This window comes from Klebsiella pneumoniae subsp. pneumoniae HS11286 (assembly GCF_000240185.1).
Taxonomy (GTDB): Bacteria; Pseudomonadota; Gammaproteobacteria; order Enterobacterales; family Enterobacteriaceae; genus Klebsiella; species Klebsiella pneumoniae.
The window spans coordinates 1,058,325-1,076,156 of record NC_016845.1 but is presented as its reverse complement, the minus strand read 5'-3'; the positions used below and the strand labels follow the sequence as shown (position 1 = coordinate 1,076,156).

Annotated in this window: 19 protein-coding genes and 1 tRNA gene; 14 read left to right on the top strand and 6 right to left on the bottom strand. The window is 53.4% G+C overall.

The genetic code is table 11. The annotated features are described in order from the left end of the window. The 7 genes from KPHS_10160 to KPHS_10110 all read left to right on the top strand — a co-directional run bounded on the left by KPHS_10160 (position 1) and on the right by KPHS_10110 (position 5,551). Positions 1–123 (top strand): hypothetical protein, encoded by a 123-nt coding sequence (locus KPHS_10160; RefSeq protein ID YP_005225316.1) that lies wholly within the window; start codon positions 1–3, stop codon positions 121–123. 154 nt (positions 124–277) lie between these two features. After that, complete coding sequence (locus KPHS_10150) at positions 278–1,381, top strand: gamma-glutamyl kinase (protein ID YP_005225315.1); 1,104 nt, start codon at positions 278–280, stop codon at positions 1,379–1,381. Positions 1,382–1,391: 10 nt separating this feature from the next. Then, positions 1,392–2,645 (top strand): gamma-glutamyl phosphate reductase, encoded by a 1,254-nt coding sequence (locus KPHS_10140; RefSeq protein YP_005225314.1) that lies wholly within the window; start codon positions 1,392–1,394, stop codon positions 2,643–2,645. A 113-nt stretch (positions 2,646–2,758) separates the two neighbouring features. Then, a tRNA-Phe gene (locus tag KPHS_t00830) sits at positions 2,759–2,834 on the top strand. A 163-nt stretch (positions 2,835–2,997) separates the two neighbouring features. Then, positions 2,998–4,188 carry a putative site specific integrase gene (locus tag KPHS_10130; protein YP_005225313.1) on the top strand — a complete coding sequence of 397 codons (1,191 nt, stop codon included), beginning with the start codon at positions 2,998–3,000 and terminating at the stop codon, positions 4,186–4,188. After that, positions 4,176–5,126, top strand: a complete 951-nt coding sequence (locus tag KPHS_10120) for a cobyrinic acid a,c-diamide synthase (RefSeq protein YP_005225312.1) — start codon at positions 4,176–4,178, stop codon at positions 5,124–5,126. The genes KPHS_10130 and KPHS_10120 overlap by 13 nt, the downstream gene beginning before the upstream one ends. Continuing rightward, positions 5,126–5,551, top strand: a complete 426-nt coding sequence (locus KPHS_10110; protein YP_005225311.1) for a hypothetical protein — start codon at positions 5,126–5,128, stop codon at positions 5,549–5,551. Before KPHS_10120 ends, KPHS_10110 begins: the two co-directional genes overlap by 1 nt. 568 nt (positions 5,552–6,119) lie before the next feature. On the opposite strand, the gene KPHS_10100 is transcribed toward KPHS_10110, so the two are convergent. From KPHS_10100 to KPHS_10070, 4 genes are all read right to left on the bottom strand, one after another. Further along, on the bottom strand, positions 6,120–6,686 hold the full coding sequence (locus KPHS_10100) for a phage polarity suppression protein (protein ID YP_005225310.1): 567 nt from the start codon (positions 6,684–6,686) through the stop codon (positions 6,120–6,122). A gap of 17 nt (positions 6,687–6,703) precedes the next feature. Next, on the bottom strand, positions 6,704–6,949 hold the full coding sequence (locus KPHS_10090; protein ID YP_005225309.1) for a phage transcriptional activator, Ogr/delta: 246 nt from the start codon (positions 6,947–6,949) through the stop codon (positions 6,704–6,706). Further along, a complete protein-coding gene (locus KPHS_10080) occupies positions 6,946–7,683 on the bottom strand; it encodes a hypothetical protein (protein YP_005225308.1) in 738 nt (245 codons plus the stop codon). The genes KPHS_10090 and KPHS_10080 overlap by 4 nt, the downstream gene beginning before the upstream one ends. A gap of 299 nt (positions 7,684–7,982) precedes the next feature. Next, the gene (locus KPHS_10070; RefSeq protein YP_005225307.1) at positions 7,983–8,120 is read right to left on the bottom strand and encodes a hypothetical protein; all 138 of its coding nucleotides are present in this window, start codon (positions 8,118–8,120) and stop codon (positions 7,983–7,985) included. Between the two features lie 104 nt (positions 8,121–8,224). Here KPHS_10070 and KPHS_10060 point away from each other — a divergent pair, with 104 nt between their 5' ends. The 5 genes from KPHS_10060 to KPHS_10020 all read left to right on the top strand — a co-directional run bounded on the left by KPHS_10060 (position 8,225) and on the right by KPHS_10020 (position 11,934). Continuing rightward, positions 8,225–8,491 carry an AlpA family transcriptional regulator gene (locus tag KPHS_10060; RefSeq protein YP_005225306.1) on the top strand — a complete coding sequence of 89 codons (267 nt, stop codon included), beginning with the start codon at positions 8,225–8,227 and terminating at the stop codon, positions 8,489–8,491. Between the two features lie 359 nt (positions 8,492–8,850). Continuing rightward, positions 8,851–9,045: a phage immunity repressor protein gene (locus tag KPHS_10050; RefSeq protein ID YP_005225305.1), complete on the top strand. Its 195-nt coding sequence runs from the start codon at positions 8,851–8,853 to the stop codon at positions 9,043–9,045. 44 nt (positions 9,046–9,089) lie between these two features. Beyond that, positions 9,090–9,269 (top strand): hypothetical protein, encoded by a 180-nt coding sequence (locus KPHS_10040; RefSeq protein YP_005225304.1) that lies wholly within the window; start codon positions 9,090–9,092, stop codon positions 9,267–9,269. Further along, positions 9,266–9,586: a P4 phage protein gene (locus KPHS_10030; protein YP_005225303.1), complete on the top strand. Its 321-nt coding sequence runs from the start codon at positions 9,266–9,268 to the stop codon at positions 9,584–9,586. The genes KPHS_10040 and KPHS_10030 overlap by 4 nt, the downstream gene beginning before the upstream one ends. Before the next feature lie 14 nt (positions 9,587–9,600). Next, entirely contained in the window at positions 9,601–11,934 is a 2,334-nt protein-coding gene (locus KPHS_10020; protein YP_005225302.1) for a bacteriophage P4 DNA primase, read from the top strand. Positions 11,935–12,273: 339 nt separating this feature from the next. On the opposite strand, the gene KPHS_10000 is transcribed toward KPHS_10020, so the two are convergent. Beyond that, entirely contained in the window at positions 12,274–12,405 is a 132-nt protein-coding gene (locus KPHS_10000) for a hypothetical protein (RefSeq protein ID YP_005225301.1), read from the bottom strand. Between the two features lie 551 nt (positions 12,406–12,956). Here KPHS_10000 and KPHS_10010 point away from each other — a divergent pair. Continuing rightward, entirely contained in the window at positions 12,957–13,121 is a 165-nt protein-coding gene (locus KPHS_10010) for a hypothetical protein (protein YP_005225300.1), read from the top strand. Positions 13,122–13,853: 732 nt separating this feature from the next. On the opposite strand, the gene KPHS_09990 is transcribed toward KPHS_10010, so the two are convergent. Continuing rightward, the gene (locus KPHS_09990; RefSeq protein ID YP_005225299.1) at positions 13,854–16,499 is read right to left on the bottom strand and encodes an AcoK; all 2,646 of its coding nucleotides are present in this window, start codon (positions 16,497–16,499) and stop codon (positions 13,854–13,856) included. Positions 16,500–16,871: 372 nt separating this feature from the next. Between KPHS_09990 and KPHS_09980 the strand changes: the two genes are divergently transcribed. Further along, on the top strand, positions 16,872–17,831 hold the full coding sequence (locus tag KPHS_09980; RefSeq protein YP_005225298.1) for an acetoin:2,6-dichlorophenolindophenol oxidoreductase, alpha subunit: 960 nt from the start codon (positions 16,872–16,874) through the stop codon (positions 17,829–17,831). Position 17,832 lies beyond the last annotated feature (1 nt).

The following is a 17,832-nucleotide window of genomic DNA, read 5'->3' as shown; positions in this document are numbered from 1 at the left end:
GTGATTTATTTATACGCGCTATTCAATTGCGGGCGCTCGCCCATCAAAAACTGGAGGTTTTTTAACGCCGGGATATTAAATATTTATGACAAGATGGAACTTTTTATAAAAAAGGGTATTTAAATGTATCTGACATATTTTTGTCACATTCCCTCTCCAGAATGCCCGATCCCGCGCAATAAAATGGCGCGCCCGCCGCCCCGGGTGTTGGCAAGCGGGCCGACTCCTGCTACAACATCAGCTCGATATCGATATTCCTTTTGAACGGCAGAGAATCATGAGTGAAAGCCAGACGCTGGTGGTAAAACTGGGCACCAGTGTTTTAACAGGCGGGTCCCGTCGCCTGAACCGCGCCCATATCGTCGAGCTTGTGCGCCAGTGCGCACAGTTGCACGCCATGGGACACCGTATTGTCATCGTGACCTCCGGGGCCATTGCCGCCGGGCGCGAGCACCTTGGTTACCCGGAACTGCCCGCCACCATCGCCTCCAAGCAGCTGCTGGCGGCGGTGGGACAAAGCCGTCTGATCCAGCTGTGGGAACAGCTGTTTTCTATCTATGGCATTCACGTTGGCCAGATGCTGCTGACCCGCGCCGACATGGAAGACAGAGAACGGTTCCTCAACGCCCGCGACACTCTGCGTGCGCTGCTGGATAACAGCATCGTCCCGGTCATTAACGAAAACGACGCCGTCGCTACCGCGGAAATCAAAGTGGGCGATAACGACAATCTCTCCGCGCTGGCCGCGATCCTCGCCGGGGCGGATAAGCTGCTGCTGTTAACCGACCAGCCAGGCCTGTTCACCGCCGACCCGCGCAGCAACCCGCAGGCGGAGCTGATTAAAGACGTTTACGGCATCGACGACGCGCTGCGCGCCATCGCCGGCGATAGCGTCTCCGGACTTGGCACCGGCGGCATGGGCACCAAGCTGCAGGCCGCGGACGTCGCCTGCCGGGCGGGGATTGATACCATCATCGCCGCCGGGAACCGTCCGGACGTCATCGGCCATGCGATGGCAGGCCTGCCGGTAGGTACCTGCTTCCACGCCCAGGAGTCTCCGCTGGAGAACCGTAAGCGCTGGATCTTCGGCGCGCCGCCGGCGGGGGAAATCACCGTCGATGCGGGCGCGACCCAGGCGATCCTCGAAAGAGGCAGCTCGCTATTGCCAAAAGGCATCAAAATCGTCAGCGGCAACTTCTCCCGCGGCGAAGTGATCCGCATCCGCAATAGCGAAGGACGCGACATCGCTCACGGCGTCAGCCGCTACAACAGCGATGCGCTGCGCCTTATCGCCGGCCAGCACTCGCAGCAAATCGATGCCATTCTGGGCTATGAATACGGCCCGGTGGCCGTCCACCGCGATGATATGATCATCCGTTAAGGAGCTGAAAATGCTGGAACAAATGGGCATTGCCGCCAAAGCGGCCTCCTGGCAGCTGGCGTTACTCTCCAGCCGGGAAAAGAATCAGGTACTGGAAAAGATCGCCGATTATCTGGAAGCGCAGACCGACGATATTCTGCGCGCCAACGCGGAAGATTTAGCCGAAGCTCGCGCCAATGGCCTGAGTGAAGCGATGCTCGATCGCCTCGCGCTGACCCCGGCGCGTCTGAGCGGCATCGCCAGCGATGTGCGCCAGGTGTGCAATCTGGCCGATCCGGTCGGCCAGGTGATCGACGGCGGGCTGCTGGACAGCGGTCTGCGTATTGAACGTCGCCGCGTCCCGCTGGGGGTGATTGGCGTGATTTATGAAGCGCGTCCTAACGTGACGGTCGACGTCGCCTCCCTGTGTCTGAAAACCGGCAACGCGGCGATCCTGCGCGGCGGGAAAGAGACCTGGCGCACCAACGCCGCCACGGTGAAGGTGATCCAGCAGGCGCTGCAGGAGTGCGGTCTGCCGGCCGCCGCGGTACAGGCTATCGAGAGCCCGGATCGCGCGCTGGTGGGCGAAATGCTGAAGATGGATAAATACATCGATATGCTGATCCCTCGCGGCGGCGCGGGCCTGCACAAGCTATGCCGTGAGCAGTCAACGATCCCGGTGATCACCGGTGGGATTGGCGTGTGCCATATTTTCGTTGATGAAACCGCCGAGATCCCCCCCGCGCTGAAGATCATCGTCAACGCCAAGACCCAGCGGCCGAGCACCTGCAATACCGTGGAAACGCTGCTGGTGCACCGCAACATCGCCGACACCTTCCTGCCGGCGTTAAGCAAGCAGATGGCCGAGAGCGGCGTCACCCTGCACGCCGCCCCTTCCGCCCTCCCCGCGCTGCAAAACGGCCCTGCGAAGGTCGAGCCGGTGAAAGCGGAGCAGTATGACGACGAGTATCTGTCGCTGGATCTGAACGTCAAAGTGGTGACTGATATGGATGAGGCTATCGCCCATATCCGCGAACATGGCACCCAGCACTCCGACGCCATCCTGACCCGCACCCTGCGTAACGCCAACCGCTTTATCAATGAAGTGGACTCTTCCGCGGTATATGTGAACGCCTCCACGCGCTTCACCGACGGCGGCCAGTTCGGCCTCGGCGCGGAAGTGGCGGTCAGCACCCAGAAGCTGCACGCCCGCGGCCCGATGGGGCTGGAAGCGTTAACCACCTATAAGTGGATTGGTTTCGGCGACGATACCATTCGTGCGTAAATGAGAACGGGCGATGCAAAAATAGGCAGTTGATTCCACTGGCTATTGACGCATCGCCCGCTAAGTTCTAACCTTTTGCCTCGTGATTCACGCTCGTGAACACCTCTTGCAGGGCCGATATAGCTCAGTTGGTAGAGCAGCGCATTCGTAATGCGAAGGTCGTAGGTTCGACTCCTATTATCGGCACCATTTCAACTTCCCCAGACGTCCGCATTCATCCATAAACACCCTGATTTATAACGATTTTAACGTTTTTTAGTCCATCATCGTCCGTAACCATCCAGTAGAATCCGATACAGAATGTGTATAGGATTGTGTATATGTTCCTGTTCGGTCCTGGATTCCTATACACATGCCTTTAAACGATATGCAGATTCGCCGCGCTAAGCCTGAAGCTAAAGCCTATACACTTGGAGATGGGCAAGGCTTGTCATTACTTATAGAGCCTAATGGAAGCAAGAGCTGGCGGTTCCGCTATCGCTATGCCGGTAAGCCCAAAATGATCTCGCTTGGTGTGTATCCGACGATCACCCTTGCCGATGCTCGTTCTCGTCGCGACGATGCCCGAAAGCTGGTCGCGGAAGGAAAGAACCCGAGTGAAGTTCGAAAAGAGCAGAAGATCGCATTGCAAACGGAATCCGAAAGTGCGTTTGAAAAGATAGCTACAGAGTGGCATCAGATGAAGTCCGCAAAATGGTCGGCAGGATATGCGTCAGATATCATGGAAGCGTTTCAGAACGACATTTTCCCGTATGTAGGGACAAGACCCATCGGTGAAATAAAACCGCTAGAACTGCTTAATGTGCTGCGTAAAATTGAAAAACGCGGGGCCTTAGAGAAGATGCGCAAAGTGCGACAGCGTTGTTCAGAAGTGTTTCGTTATGCCATAGCTACTGGGAGAGCTGAGTTTAATCCTGCTGCAGATCTCTCGAGCGCCCTCGAAGTACATCAATCCAATCATTTCCCGTTCCTAAAAGCTGATGAGCTACCAGATTTTCTACGTGCCTTAGACAGTTACACAGGGAGTCGGCTTGTCCAGATTGCTACGAAATTACTCATGATTACGGGTGTGAGAACCATAGAATTACGTGCTGCATTGTGGTCAGAATTTGATCTAGATAACGCTATCTGGGAAATTTCTGCTGAAAGGATGAAAATGCGCAGGTCACATCTTGTGCCATTGTCGACTCAAGCGTTAGATTTACTTAATGAACTCAAAATGATGACGGGTAACTATCGTTATGTTTTTCCGGGGCGGAACGATCCGAACAAGCCGATGAGTGAGGCGAGTATAAATCAGGTTATCAAGCGTATTGGCTATGGCGGGAGGCTCACTGGACATGGGTTTAGGCACACTATGTCAACAATATTACACGAGAAAGGATTCGACAGTGCATGGATAGAGATTCAACTGGCACATGTAGACAAAAATAGCATTCGTGGTACATACAATCACGCACAGTATCTAGAGAAAAGAAGCTCGATGATACAATGGTATAATGACTATATTTACTCAATTAAGGATTCCACATGGCAAAAGTGATAAGCATGATTAACTGGAAAGGTGGTGTAGGAAAATCCACATTATCTTTACATCTTGGGGTTGGGCTGATGCTCGGTTCCGACGAGCATCCAAAAGTATTACTCATTGATTTAGATCCTCAATCAAATCTATCATATTTAGCATTGGGGGTGGAAAAATATGTCAGACATGTTTACACCAAAAAAAAGCCCACACTAAAAAATATTTTTGATGATTATTTCGATGGAAAGCAATTCCATACTCGCGACGCTATAATAAAACAACCGATAACTGCAAGCCCTGGTCAGGTCTGGATCAACGTTGATTTGCTACCTTCTCATCACGAACTAGTTCTTGTTGATATGATGTTGGCAAGAGAAAAGAAAAGTGCATCAACTCATCAAAAGGAAACAGAATTGGAACTCGATAAGATGGCAATAATAAAAAAAGCCATAGATCAGGTTGCAGAAGATTATGATTACATTATTCTAGATTGCCCACCAAATATTAATCTTGTCACACAAAATGCTTTCTTTGCAAGTGAACTGTACCTTATCCCTGCAATTCCAGACTTTCTTTCCACGGTTGGTATTTCCCTAATAAAATCTGAAATGGATAAGCTCAATAAAAACTTTAGAGGGATGATTCAATATTCTAACTCATCTATTGAATTTAATGACACCGAAATGCTTGGGATTATATTTAATATGGTAGACGAATATAATAAAAAGCCCAAAGAAACTCATGAGGACACAATCAATGATGTTAAAAAACAGCATCCAAACATGGTGTTCAATAACTACATCACAGCCGGGGACGGTATATCCGTTGCGTCCGAAAACAATTTAACAGTATTTAGCCACTCTTCTTTACCTCGTTCCAAACCTAATGCAGAAAAACAGAGTGAATATCTAACTCAAGTAGTTAGCGAACTTTATGAAAAGTTGGAGAATATATAATGAAAACTCATGAGTTAATTTCTTTGATTGAATATATCTCCAAGATAATGGCGCATTACCCAAACAAAAGCGTGGAATATGCACTTGATGACATACTGAATTTACTTGATGCTCGTAAAAAAAAACCAACCCCCATCGTTAAAGAAAAACAAAGTTCACAAATACTAAAAAAAGAAGACTACCTCAAGTCCTCCAAGGATATGTATTCACTTCGACACATACATAACAAAAGTTCAAAGTCAGACAGTGAGCCAAATGAAACATTAAATGATCTATCCATTGAACAATTAAAAAAACTAGCAAATGATATAGGCATCAAAACATCATCAAGACAAAATAAAGGAATACTAGTAATGAATATCACTAAAACTCTGGAAAGAAGACGAATAGACTCCACCATTAAAGACAAAGACAAAGAGGATTAATAAATTCACTTTATGATAACGTGCGCTCTAGGAGAGCTAAGGGCGCAAAAATTCTTCAAATCTAATACATAAAGAATTAACCAATTTTTTCTTGCCTTATTTTAATCATCATCTTGATACAAAGTGTTCGGCACATCAGCCTGCTTCGTAGCCTGAGCTCTTAAAAGCACATAGACGTTTAAACATCCCCACCAAGAACCAGATGAGCAAGGAGATGAGCGGTCAGTGCAGAATGATCTCTACCTCAGAAACCCGACATGCCCCCGAACAGCGCCGCACCACCCACCGACACTCCCGTGAACCCGCGCAGCGCAGCGACGCGCTCAGGCCGCGAAATTAAATATCATTAAATAAATACTTTACCGCTGGCGCGCAGTGCTTTCCCCGCCTCGCCTGCCCGCTTCAGGGGTCGGTTTTCATGCAGGTGCATCGGGGGGCTCAGGCCGCGCCGGGACAGGGGCCGGACAGGAATAACAGGGCGAGGAAACGCATGCAAGACCATGCACCCTGTGGATGCATGGCTTAATTCGGGAAAAATAGCGGTATTTTCGGGGATTTTTTGCGGAGGCTATCTGCCGGCCAGTTCCGTACGCCGGCGGGCATAAATCAGGCTCTGTGCGGGGGTGTATTTTTCCTGATTATCCACCCGCGAAGCCGCGTCAGGCCTGAATCCGATGGCCGTTAAAATATCGCTGTCTTCTGCCGAATAATTAATTTCTTCACCGGTACTCAGCCACACGGACAGCGCTTCGCGCAGGTAATGCGCCGAACGGTCGAGCGCATGGCCGGTCAGGAGTGCGGGCTGCTGACTGAGTCCCATCAGCTCCGGGGCGAGCGTGGCGGCGAGCTCTGTCCCGTGCGCCTGCATAAAGTCATTCAGCCGGTTGCGGATACTGATGCGCTGCACCGCTTCATGGGAGCGGATATAGCGCCCGGCGGCCTGATTTATCTCCCATTTTTTGACATCGATAATGTCGCGCAGTGTCTGCATTCTGCCCGGTATACGGTCATCCCCGGCCAGTACCTGTTCCTGATATTCCTGCTCTGCGGCCGCCAGTTCGGCTTTACGGTTCAGCCAGGCGGTTTCGTTCTTCTGACAGGCTTCAAAAGCCTGCTGTAGCGTAAGGGTGGTCATGGTCAGTTCTCCCCTGATTAATGACGGTATGGCGAGCTGTAGCAGCCCTGCACTTTACGGGGTGCCGGGGGTGTGACCGGGTCCGCGACAGGCGGCGCTTTCTCCGCCGGGGGCCGGATAACCTCGTCAATGGCTTCAGTGGTGCGAAACGTCGCCGAGCACTCAATATTGGTGCACTGGTGATAGCGCTGTTTGACGTTCTCCGACAGATAGCGGGAGGTACGGGCATGCGCCGACTTTTTGCAGAACGGACAGTGCATCATGGCAGCAGCCCCCGCGCTTTCAGGTCAGCCTCGCGCTGACGGATTTTCTCCTGCCAGACCTTACGCTCGCCGGGCGTGCTGGCGGCGTCGTGGTCCATATGCGGGAGGGTGACGGCCGGGAAGCCGGTCAGGGAGAGCACCGGCTCATCCGCTGGCGTGACAGAGAAGGCGCTCACTTTCCCGGTCAGGAAGGTGACCACCTGCTGCATAACCTCCTTCTCCGGCTCGATGTACCCCTGATGGCCGGTGGTGTTGGCCAGTGGATTTCCCATCACCTCTGCTTTCAGCACCATCGCCCGGACCAGTGGCCCGAGGGTGTCATTCAGCGCGCGGTTAAGCTCTTCCTCAGCATATTTACTCAGCACAGCATGATGCGCCTGGCGGAATGTCTTTGCGGTGCTGTTGCAGGCGACTTTCAGCTGGTCACGTTCAAAGGCCAGCACTTCGGTCAGGTTGTCACATTCCTGAGCCAGCTCACGACGGGCCACGCGCTCGATATGGCCGCTTTTCAGCTCATCGGTCAGCAGGGCGCCCCCGGCACGGAAAGCGGCGCGCCAGGTGCGGGTATCGCTGCCGTTGTCCTGCTTCAGCTCTGCTTTCTGCTCCTCCGCGCGGGTGATGGCCGTCAGGGTGTCCTCCATCCGGCGGGCCTGTTCAAGATGGGCCGCTCTGGCTGCGGCCAGTCGCTCCAGCGCCGGTTTCAGGTAATCAGGGATAAAGGTGGTGTCGGTCATGGCAGGTTTCCTCGTGGTTTCAACATGAGGTGATTCTGCCGGGGCACACACAACAACACGACCTGTTGCGGTTGTGGCAGTTCTGGCACAATCAGGAAGTCAAAATCCGGCTTGCCAGAGAAAGGTCTCAGGAAAAGCATACTCACCGTTTGTTTTTTTACATATAACTGTTCACTACTGTTCACTTTAAATAAAAGAATAAGTAATACAGTAAGTTAAGTGGTGAACAGTTGAGGTCAGAAGTATTCACCGACTGTTCACTACTGTTCACCTTTCTGTTTTGACGGAGCCCTGCTCCTTTAGTCTTTTTTGCGATTAAAAAATAATAATATATAAATAAAAGTAATCAGGAATGGGCCACCAGTTTGCCAACGTTTACCAAAAGATGACCAACGTTTGCCACTGTCTAAAAATCGTTCTGTTGTGTGGTGGGCCACTACAAAATGACTTGTTGCCCTCAGAGAAAATATTCACAAAATAGAGAGCTACCCGAGGCCGGACGGACACGACCGGCACTGTATGGACTTTATGAGGTAGCCCGATGCACACCGCTTTTTCTTCCCCGTCTTCAGCCCCTGCCGCGCCGCTGATGCCGGTTTCTGATGCCGCTCAGGAGCGTTTTATTCGCCTGCCCGAAGTGATGCATCTGTGCGGCCTGTCCCGCTCCACGATTTACGACCTCATCAGCCGGGAGGCTTTCCCGAAACAAATCTCCCTCGGCGGAAAAAACGTGGCGTGGGCGCAGTCGGAAATCACCGGGTGGATGGCCGACCGTATCGCCGAACGCAACCGGGGCTATGACGCATGATGATGCCCGTTCCGCAAAAAGCCCCTTTTTCTGGCTTGCTTCCCTTCGCCGTTTCCAGGTATAGTTTTATCGCTGTCGCAAAATCGACAGCCGGGCGTAGGAACCCGTGTAATTCACAGGCGACACCAGACGCGCCATGCGTCTTTTTTTACGTCGTAGCTCAGGCACACCCATTTTTCGGGCTGTGGTGTTTATGCGCACACCGTAGCTCCGGCAAGATAATGGTGGTCCGGGCGGGGCAGCTTTCGGGCTGGCCGGTATTCTGTGGAGCCGGTATTCCTACCCCCGTCCGGGTCACCACCCATGAGCGTAGGAACTCCGGTGGTGGCAATAACCGCTATTCACAGGAGGTTGCCCCTATGGCTACGACCCTCACCCCGTCACATCCGCAGTTTGTCTTTGTGTTTGCCGCTGTTCGTCGCGCAGACCGTCAGCCCCGCATCTGTATGCTCCGCGCCGTCGCCGGGGATGAACACGCTGCACGCCAGTCCCTCGTTCGCGATTACGTCCTCTCGTTTGCCGGGCGTCTGCCGGTGGCGGAGGTGCGTGCATGAGACACTCCACGATTACTGCCCGTGACCTCGAATGCCTTGAACATATGCGCAATGTCGGCCAGCTCGTCAGCGAGCTGATGCAGGTGCAGGACTGTACTTCCCTGCGTCGTGACCCGACTCAGCAGTTGCAGCTCACCTCCGTGATTTACCTCATGACCGCCCAGCTCGACGGCGTGGTCGAACGCTGTAATCACCGCTGGTTCACCGGGGAGGGCAACGTATGAAAACGCCATTACCGCCCGTATTACGTGCCGCCCTGTATCGCCGCGCCGTGGCCTGTGCCTGGCTGACCCTGTGCGAACGCCAGCACCGCTATCCTCACCTCACCCTCGACGCGCTGGAAAGCGCCATCGCTACCGAGCTGGAGGGCTTCTACCTGCGCCAGCATGGCGAGGAAAAAGGTCGTTTGATTGCCTGTGCGCTGCTGGAAGATTTGATGCAGGCCGGGCCGCTGAAAGCCGCCCCGTCGCTGTCCTTCCTCGGGCTCGCCGTGATGGATGAGCTCTGTGCCCGCCATATCACATCGCCTGTACTGCACTGAGGGAGAGAAAAACCATGAAAATGAACGTAACGGACACGGTAAAACAGGCGTGCGGCCACTGGCCGCGCATTCTCCCGGCGCTGGGGATGAAAGTGATAAAAAACCGCCATCAGGCCTGCCCGGTGTGTGGCGGCGCTGACCGGTTCCGCTTTGATGACCAGGAAGGGCGCGGCACATGGTTCTGTAATCAGTGCGGCGCCGGTGACGGCCTGAAACTGGTTGAGAAGGTGTTCGGCATATCGGCATCCGAGGCCGCCGGGAAGGTGAACGCCGTCACCGGGAATCTGCCGCCGGTAGCCCCGGAGGTGACAGCGGCCGCAGAGGCCGGAACGGAGGCCGACCGCAAAGCAGCGGCCGCGCTGGCCGTCAGACTGCTGGAGAAAACCCGCCCGGCCACCGGCAATGCCTACCTGACCCGCAAGGGCTTTGCCGGTCGTGAGTGTCTGACGCTGACAGCTTCCCACAAAACCGGCGGCGTGGCCTACCGCGCCGGTGATGTGGTAGTGCCGCTGTATGACGGGACCGGCGCGCTGGTTAACCTCCAGCTTATTAATGCTGAGGGGCTCAAGCGCACCCTGAAAGGCGGGCAGGTCAAAGGGGCATGCCATCTCATCGACGGGCAGAAACAGGCGGGAAAACGCCTGTGGATAGCGGAGGGCTATGCGACGGCGCTTACCGTGCATCACCTGACCGGGGAAACCGTCATGGTGGCGCTGTCGTCCGTGAACCTTCTTTCTCTGGCGAGCCTGGCCCGTCAGAAACACCCGGCCTGTCAGATTATCCTCGCCGCTGACCGTGACCTTAACGGCGACGGCCAGACAAAAGCCGCCGCGGCCGCAGCAGCCTGTGAGGGCGTTGTCGCCCTGCCGCCGGTGTTCGGTGACTGGAATGATGCGGTGATGCTCAGAGGCGAAGACACCACGCGGAAGGCCATTTATGCCGCCATCCGGCCAGCGGCCCAAAGCCCGTTCGACACCATGAGCGAGGCGGAATTTACCGCCATGAGCGCCAGTGATAAGGCAATGCGGGTGCATGAACATTACGGCGAAGCGCTGGCCGTGGATGCCAACGGCCAGCTCCTGTCCCGGTATGAAAACGGCATCTGGAAGGTGATAACGCCGTCTGATTTTGCCCGCGATGTGGCCGGGCTGTTTCAGCGCCTGCGCGCCCCGTTTTCATCGGGGAGGATTGCGTCAGTGGTGGAGACCCTGAAACTGATTATTCCGCAGCAGGAGGCACCGGCACGCCGTCTGATTGGTTTTCGCAACGGGGTGCTCGATACCCGCTCAGGTATATTCAGCCCGCACAGCAAATCGCACTGGCTGCGCACCCTGTGCGACGTGGATTTCACCCCGCCAGTGGAAGGGGAAACACTGAAAACCCACGCGCCGAACTTCTGGCGCTGGCTCGACCGGGCGGCCAGTGGCAACCCGACAAAACGCGACGTGATTCTGGCCGCGCTGTTTATGGTGCTGGCGAACCGCTACGACTGGCAGCTCTTTCTCGAAGTCACCGGCCCCGGCGGCAGCGGGAAAAGTATCCTCGCCGAAATCGCCACGATGCTGGCCGGAGAGGATAACGCCACGTCAGCCGATATCGACACGCTGGAAGACCCCCGCAAGCGTGCCTCCCTGATTGGCTTCTCGCTCATTCGTCTGCCTGACCAGGAGAAATGGAGCGGGGACGGTGCCGGACTCAAGGCCATCACCGGCGGCGATGCGGTGTCGGTCGACCCGAAATACCAGAATCCCTACTCGACGCATATTCCGGCGGTCATTCTGGCCGTGAACAATAACCCGATGCGCTTCACCGACCGCAGCGGCGGCGTGTCACGTCGCCGGGTGATTATCCACTTCCCGGAGCAGATAGCCCCGGAGGAGCGCGACCCGCAGCTCAGGGATAAAATCGCCCGCGAGCTGGCCGTGATTGTGCGCCAGTTAATGCAGCAGTTCAGCGACCCGATGAGTGCCCGTTCACTGCTTCAGTCGCAGCAGAACTCCGACGAGGCGCTCAGTATTAAACGCGATGCTGACCCGACGTTTGATTTTTGCGGCTATCTGGAGGCACTGCCGGAGCCGGACGGGATGTATATGGGGAACGCGAACATCATCCCGCGCCAGCCGCGCCTGTATCTGTATCACGCCTATCTGGTCTACATGGAGGCCCACGGCTACAGGAACGCACTCAGCCTGACCATGTTCGGCAAGGGGCTCTCAGCCATGCTGAAAGAGTACGGACTGAATTATGAGAAGCGCCGCACAAATCAGGGTATGCAGACCAATCTCGCTCTCAGGGAGGAAAGCAACGCCGACTGGCTGCCGAAGTGTGATGAACCCACCGCTTCATAACCTACCCGGACCGGCATTGCCGGTCTTTTTTTACCTGCTCACCGGCCAGAGTGAACAGTAAAGTGTTCACTGTTCACCAAGTATTCACTCGCTAACGTCATGAAAATAAATAATAAAAACACCAAGTGAACAGTGTGAACAGTTTTCCCAGAAAAAACTGTTTACCCTTAAACGTTATCAGACCTCTCAGTGCCAGAAGCGGGAGTTTAGCCCCAGGTATTCGCGAACTCCGTAGCGTATTTGTCCGATGAATTCAATTATACTGGTGCGAGTTTAAGGCCTCTTTATACGCTTTATTCCAAGTCTCATTTGGCTGAAGGGACATTAACTGTGTTACATTTATAGCGATTTCAAATAATCCAGCTTTTCATATGACAACAACGATATACCGTGAATACGAATTTGCTGCATGTGATGGGAAATGGTCTTCTGATGGGCGTCCGCGAAGGGATGTTCTTGAAAAGAAGGCAATCCACATCGACTTCATGGGGCGCAAGGCCATCTCTTTTATGTGTGGAGATCATCCTATGATAGCTCTTATGCAAGCACTTCAGTTGAAAGTGATAACCGGCGATCAATACGCCAGCCTGATGAGTTTGTACATGGATGTGGATGATTTTTCCTTCGGCATGGTCGTCCTTGAAAAAAGCACAGGTGATATCATGTACGATATGTACACACCCCCGATGGTTCAAGTAAGACACAAGCCGGTCGTCTATGATTTAGGTTCGTCTGGAGGGGGATTTGCTGCTGAATGCATCTACTATACTGAAAAGAAACTCAGGAAAAAGAGACGTCACAAAGGGTTTTCAGCATCATCAGTTAGGTGTAAAGTCTCAAGTGCTGTACAATATGCATACAGGCGAGACCCGTTTTCTGGCGGAAAAGTGTATAGAGCAATCTGGAGTCGCAACGGAATCGAGTTCAATAACATCCCCTTGGTTAATGATTTTGCCAAGAATCGATACTGTTTAAACTTAAAAGAAACATTAAAGATAATTCACAACAGGTACTTAGAGATAATGAATATGAGACAGAATGCCCAGCTCAATCCGGCAGCCTCGCTCTCTAAAGCGGGACAGCCGCAGAAGAAACCAGATGATCAGACTCCAAAGGCAAATGGAGATAATGGTCAGCAGATGACTATGTCAAGGGTTATCAACTATGCCCGGCTTTTTTCTGACTAACCCTTTGGGGTATCCATGCTTCATGTAGGGTTTCATTTGATTTAAACCTGCTGCCCTATGCTCCATGTCCCATTTTTGCATACCTGATGCCTAAGATTTATCTAGGGCATCAGGTACTAGTACATCCTTATCCCAATGTGCAGGTTGGCTTACCCCCCTATCTTCCACTCCTCGCTCACAACAGACTATAACGCTTGTATCTATAGCCTGCAGAGGTGAACAGTAAAGTGTTCACTGTTCACCAACTATTCACCACATAACTATTTGAATATTAAATATAAAAGTGCCTGGTGAACAGTGTGAACAGTTTTCCCCAAAAAAAGTTTTTTTCTGTTATTTAATTCGTATGAAAAATGAACGCGACCGCCAATGTGTATAGCCGTGTGTATAGCTCCATTTTTAGATTTTATTTTTATAAATAAAATCATATAGTTGACTTGATTTATTGGTTCCTATTATCGCACCACCTCAATCAAAACGTTACAGAAAACGCTTCTTTAAAAGCCTCTCTGGGTTTACACCAGGGTTGCTTTCCCCGGAGACCGATGCACTTAAATTCCATGCTCTTATCGCTGAGCCAAGGCATCAAAACTACCATCACGGTCAGTGATAAAAGCTCCCGCGGGCTCAGAAGTATCTCGATTATCCATGGCTCATAGCACCTTAACGTAAGCGGCAATGAGCAATGCCATCTTAATAATATTTTATATCCAGCCCTCCCTCTTCAAACCGTTAATCCAGTAATTTCATCTCCAGCGCCCTGCTCATCGCTTGAGTGCGACTATTCACTTTAAGCTTCGCGTAGATGTTTTTGATATGCCATTTGACCGTCTCGGCAGAAATAGCGAGGGAGCGAGCGATTTCTTTGTTCATCTGACCTTCAGCAATTAGCTGTAATATCTGAAACTCACGCTCGCTGAGCTCGCCAGGAATATCGGGGCTTCCACTATTAAACGGTGTTCCGTCTGCAGGCGCGCGCTTGTCGGCCCAGGGTTCATGCACTCCCCCTTTCTCTTTGCAAGCCGAAGAGGTTTCATTCATACCGGCAAGCAAAGGTTGCAAGGTATCGCCAGCGTCAAGAAAGAGGCCCGTGAGATGCTGTTGTTCAGCCAGCTGCACGACTGGCTGAAATGTCGTGCGCGCAGCGGCCGTTTTGCCACTGTTCCACAAGGCCAATGACCAGAGCGTACGCAGACGCGCTGCGGTTAACCTGTCCCCCCGGCTTTCCTGATCGGAGACCATCTCAGCCAGTAAAACGCAGGCTTGCGGTGCCTGGCCTCTGGCGAGAAGAAGCCGGCTGCGGCTAAGGGATGCAGACATAACGATGGCGCGTTGGCAGGGATGTTCGGCATCCATTCTGAAGCTGGCGGCCATTTGTTCAAGCTGTCGCTGCAGTTGCTCTGCGCCGGTGACATTGCCGCGCTGCAGTCGCACCCTCACCTGCTCGGCTAACAACATGGCCTGGAGCCGTTGCCAGCCGCGAGACACCGCAAGACGCTGCGCATGCTCCAGCAATCGCTCGGCCTCATAGGGCATATCGTTATCTAAGGCCTGACGCGCGAGATAGGTATAGCAACGACTCAGCGCGTCGGGTGGACTGAATCGGTCGATGAATTCGAGCCGGTCGGCTGGCAGATGCTCGGGCGAGTCACCCCTCTGACATTCATAGGCTATCTCCGCCAGCAGCGGCGCCAGCGTCGCGCCACTGGTCGACTGGGTACCGGTATAACATTCAGCCTGGCGCAACGTTTTCTCTGCATACCACCCGGCTTTTCCCAGATCGCCCTGACAAAGATGGCACTGGGCAATAATAAACGCGCGATAAACCGAAACAAACAGATTATCTAAAGGACTTTCCGGAGAGGGCATATGCTGTTGAACCTCCAGCGCGTCGTGATAGCGCTGGTTAACAACATGGCAATAGCTGAGAATATTGCATATCAGACCATCAACCCAGGTGTCGCCGCAGGGCACTTCGGCCAGCAACGGCTGAACGATAGCCAGACTCTCCGGGATGTTTTCCGCAAAGGCTTCGCAAATTGCCCGCACAACGCGCAATTTACACCAGGTGCTGCGGGTTAAATCCTCACGATGATGAAGTACCATCTGATCGAGGTTATCAAGCAGCTGCCTCGACTCATCAAAGTGGAAATAATGCGCCAGTGCCCAGGCCAGATTAATTTGCAGGTCAATGCGCGAAGGATCGGTACTGGGCGGTAAATGATGCATCCATGAAATCAGGGTATCGATATCCCCTTCTTCCGCCAGTGACTGAGCGCTTGCGCCGTCCTGTACGGGGCTATGCACCGGCTTGCCTGCGCTGAGCGCATGGCGTACCGCTTCAGACCACAGCTTCTGTTCGACGAACCAATGACTGGCTAATTCATGTAGCTGTTTGCGATCAATATCGTTGTTCTGCTGCAGCATGGTCCGAAGATTTTCCTGCAACAGAGGATGGTAGCGGAACCAGTAGCCTTGTTCGTCAAGGGCTGACAAAAAAAGGTTGTGTCGCTCAATCCATGTCAGCATCGCTTTACTATCATCTCGTCCTGTCACTGCGTTGCATAATTCGGCATTTAACCGACTGAGGAAGGACGTTTTTACCAGGAAATCGAGAACCTCTTCCGGCAGCGGATCCAGTACCACCTCTTTCAGATAGCGGGCAATGGACCGTGTTCCTCCATGCATATTGCGCAACAGATGCTCGGGATCATGCTGTAATTCTGCGGACAATGAAGCGATCTTCATCCCTGCAATCCAGCCCTCTGTCACGGACTGTAGCCGCTGTGCATGGTGGTTGCTGAGGGGTAGCGCAACCGTGCGGCTAAAATAGTGTTTTGTTTCTTCGAGCGTGAATTGCAGGTCTCGATCATAGATCTCCACCAGTTGGTCCTGGGCCTGCAGCTGGCTCAGCGCAAGATTCGGGTGGAAACGGCTGCCAATGATCAGATGCAAGGCGGCAGGCGCATGCTTGATTAAATACCCCACGGCTTCATAGACCCCACGATCGTTAATCACGTGGAAGTCGTCGATGATCAGGTATACGTCATGCGGGCAGTAGTGTAGCTGGTTAATGAGCCCGGCCAGCAGTTGCTCGGAGCTGGAGAGCTTCTGTTCTTCCATGTCACGCCAGAAATCGGCGTCCCAGTCAGCATAGAGTGGACGCAATGCTTGCAGCAGATAAGGAATAAACTGCCATACGTCATCATCATCCTCATCGAGGCTCAGCCAGGCGATACGTTCCCCCTGGGCGACCATCTGCTGATGCCATTGCGCCAACAGCGTGGTTTTGCCAAATCCAGCGCCGGCGCAGACGACGCCCAGCCGGCACTGCTGAACGGGATTAAGAAGCTGAAGAAGCCGGGGGCGCTCCAGCAATTGTATTGAGGAGCGAGGCGGGACGAATTTGGTCAGGATTAGCGGCAAGCCTCGCGTCAGCCGCAATGGCCCGGAGACCAGTGAGGGTGATTGACGACCTTCTAAATCCAATGGCTTCATCCGTGGTGTCTACTCGCTTTGTTTTTTTCAATTGTACGCCAGCCCCCGGGATGACATGGGGCAGCCAAACTTTATTGCTACACAAAATTTAGAAAGTTTGACCTCAAGCATGAAAACCCCCACCTACCCCCCCATGAAGGTGGCTTCGCACTCCCTTTAACCGCTCGTAGATTCATTGCATGGGTGTGGCCAGGGTTATCCGCCCTGTCTGTTGGCCCCGCCTGGGTGACCTTTATTGAGGAGAATTAAACGATGCTCAGCAAACAGGCGTTATTGCAGGCTTACCGCAAGATGCGGGAGATCAGAACATTTGAAGAGCGGTTGCATCAGGAAAATACCAGCGGTGATATTCCGGGCTTCATTCACCTTTACACCGGTGAGGAGGCCATCGCGGTGGGGGTCTGCGAAAATTTAACGAGCGCAGATTTTATTGGTTCAACACACCGTGGACATGGCCACTGTATTGCTAAAGGTTGCGACATTCACGGCATGATGGCCGAAATATTCGGTAAGGACAGCGGGTTATGTCGCGGTAAGGGCGGGTCGATGCACATTGCCGATCTGTCGAAAGGAATGCTGGGGGCGAACGCTATCGTTGGGGGAGCCCCTCCCCTGGCCATCGGCGCCGCGCTAACGGCAAAGACGCTAAAAACCGGCAACGTCGGTGTCTCTTTTACGGGCGATGGTGGTTCTAATCAGGGCCTGGTCTTTGAAGCCATCAATATGGCCGTCGTGCTCCAGCTTCCAGCCGTCTTTATTTTCGAGAATAACGGTTACGGCGAAGGGACCGGCCATGACTACGCCGTGGGTGGGCGTGATATCGCCCGGCGCGCCGCTGGCTTCGGCCTGCCGGCAGTGACCGTCGATGGCACCGATTTCTTTGCCGTTTATGAGGCAACCTCAGAGGCGGTCAAGCGTGCGCGAGAAGGCGGTGGCCCAAGCGTCATTGAGGCCAAAGCCTTCCGCTGGCATGGTCATTTTGAGGGCGATCCCGCGCTATATCGTGCGGAAGGTGAAGTGCAACGCCTGCGTGAACAACATGATCCGCTGAAGATTTTCACCGCTAAGGTCAAGCAACATATCACCCAGGAAGAACTGGCGGCGATTGACGAGGAAGTAGAAGCCCTGGTCAACGATGCCGTATTGAAGGCCCGCGCCGCTGCCTACCCGGCTCCGGAAGACCTGCTGACAGACGTGTACGTCTCATACTGAG

Coding starts and splice junctions, on each gene's coding strand:
- KPHS_10010 (YP_005225300.1), top strand. CDS start 12,957: ATGAATATGAGACAGAATGCCCAGCTCAATCCGGCAGCCTCGCTCTCT.
- KPHS_09980 (YP_005225298.1), top strand. CDS start 16,872: ATGCTCAGCAAACAGGCGTTATTGCAGGCTTACCGCAAGATGCGGGAG.
- KPHS_10040 (YP_005225304.1), top strand. CDS start 9,090: ATGCGCAATGTCGGCCAGCTCGTCAGCGAGCTGATGCAGGTGCAGGAC.
- KPHS_10050 (YP_005225305.1), top strand. CDS start 8,851: ATGGCTACGACCCTCACCCCGTCACATCCGCAGTTTGTCTTTGTGTTT.
- KPHS_10020 (YP_005225302.1), top strand. CDS start 9,601: ATGAAAATGAACGTAACGGACACGGTAAAACAGGCGTGCGGCCACTGG.
- KPHS_10130 (YP_005225313.1), top strand. CDS start 2,998: ATGCCTTTAAACGATATGCAGATTCGCCGCGCTAAGCCTGAAGCTAAA.
- KPHS_10140 (YP_005225314.1), top strand. CDS start 1,392: ATGCTGGAACAAATGGGCATTGCCGCCAAAGCGGCCTCCTGGCAGCTG.
- KPHS_10060 (YP_005225306.1), top strand. CDS start 8,225: ATGCACACCGCTTTTTCTTCCCCGTCTTCAGCCCCTGCCGCGCCGCTG.
- KPHS_10080 (YP_005225308.1), bottom strand. CDS start 7,683: ATGACCGACACCACCTTTATCCCTGATTACCTGAAACCGGCGCTGGAG.
- KPHS_10110 (YP_005225311.1), top strand. CDS start 5,126: ATGAAAACTCATGAGTTAATTTCTTTGATTGAATATATCTCCAAGATA.
- KPHS_10090 (YP_005225309.1), bottom strand. CDS start 6,949: ATGATGCACTGTCCGTTCTGCAAAAAGTCGGCGCATGCCCGTACCTCC.
- KPHS_10150 (YP_005225315.1), top strand. CDS start 278: ATGAGTGAAAGCCAGACGCTGGTGGTAAAACTGGGCACCAGTGTTTTA.
- KPHS_10120 (YP_005225312.1), top strand. CDS start 4,176: ATGGCAAAAGTGATAAGCATGATTAACTGGAAAGGTGGTGTAGGAAAA.
- KPHS_10100 (YP_005225310.1), bottom strand. CDS start 6,686: ATGACCACCCTTACGCTACAGCAGGCTTTTGAAGCCTGTCAGAAGAAC.
- KPHS_10030 (YP_005225303.1), top strand. CDS start 9,266: ATGAAAACGCCATTACCGCCCGTATTACGTGCCGCCCTGTATCGCCGC.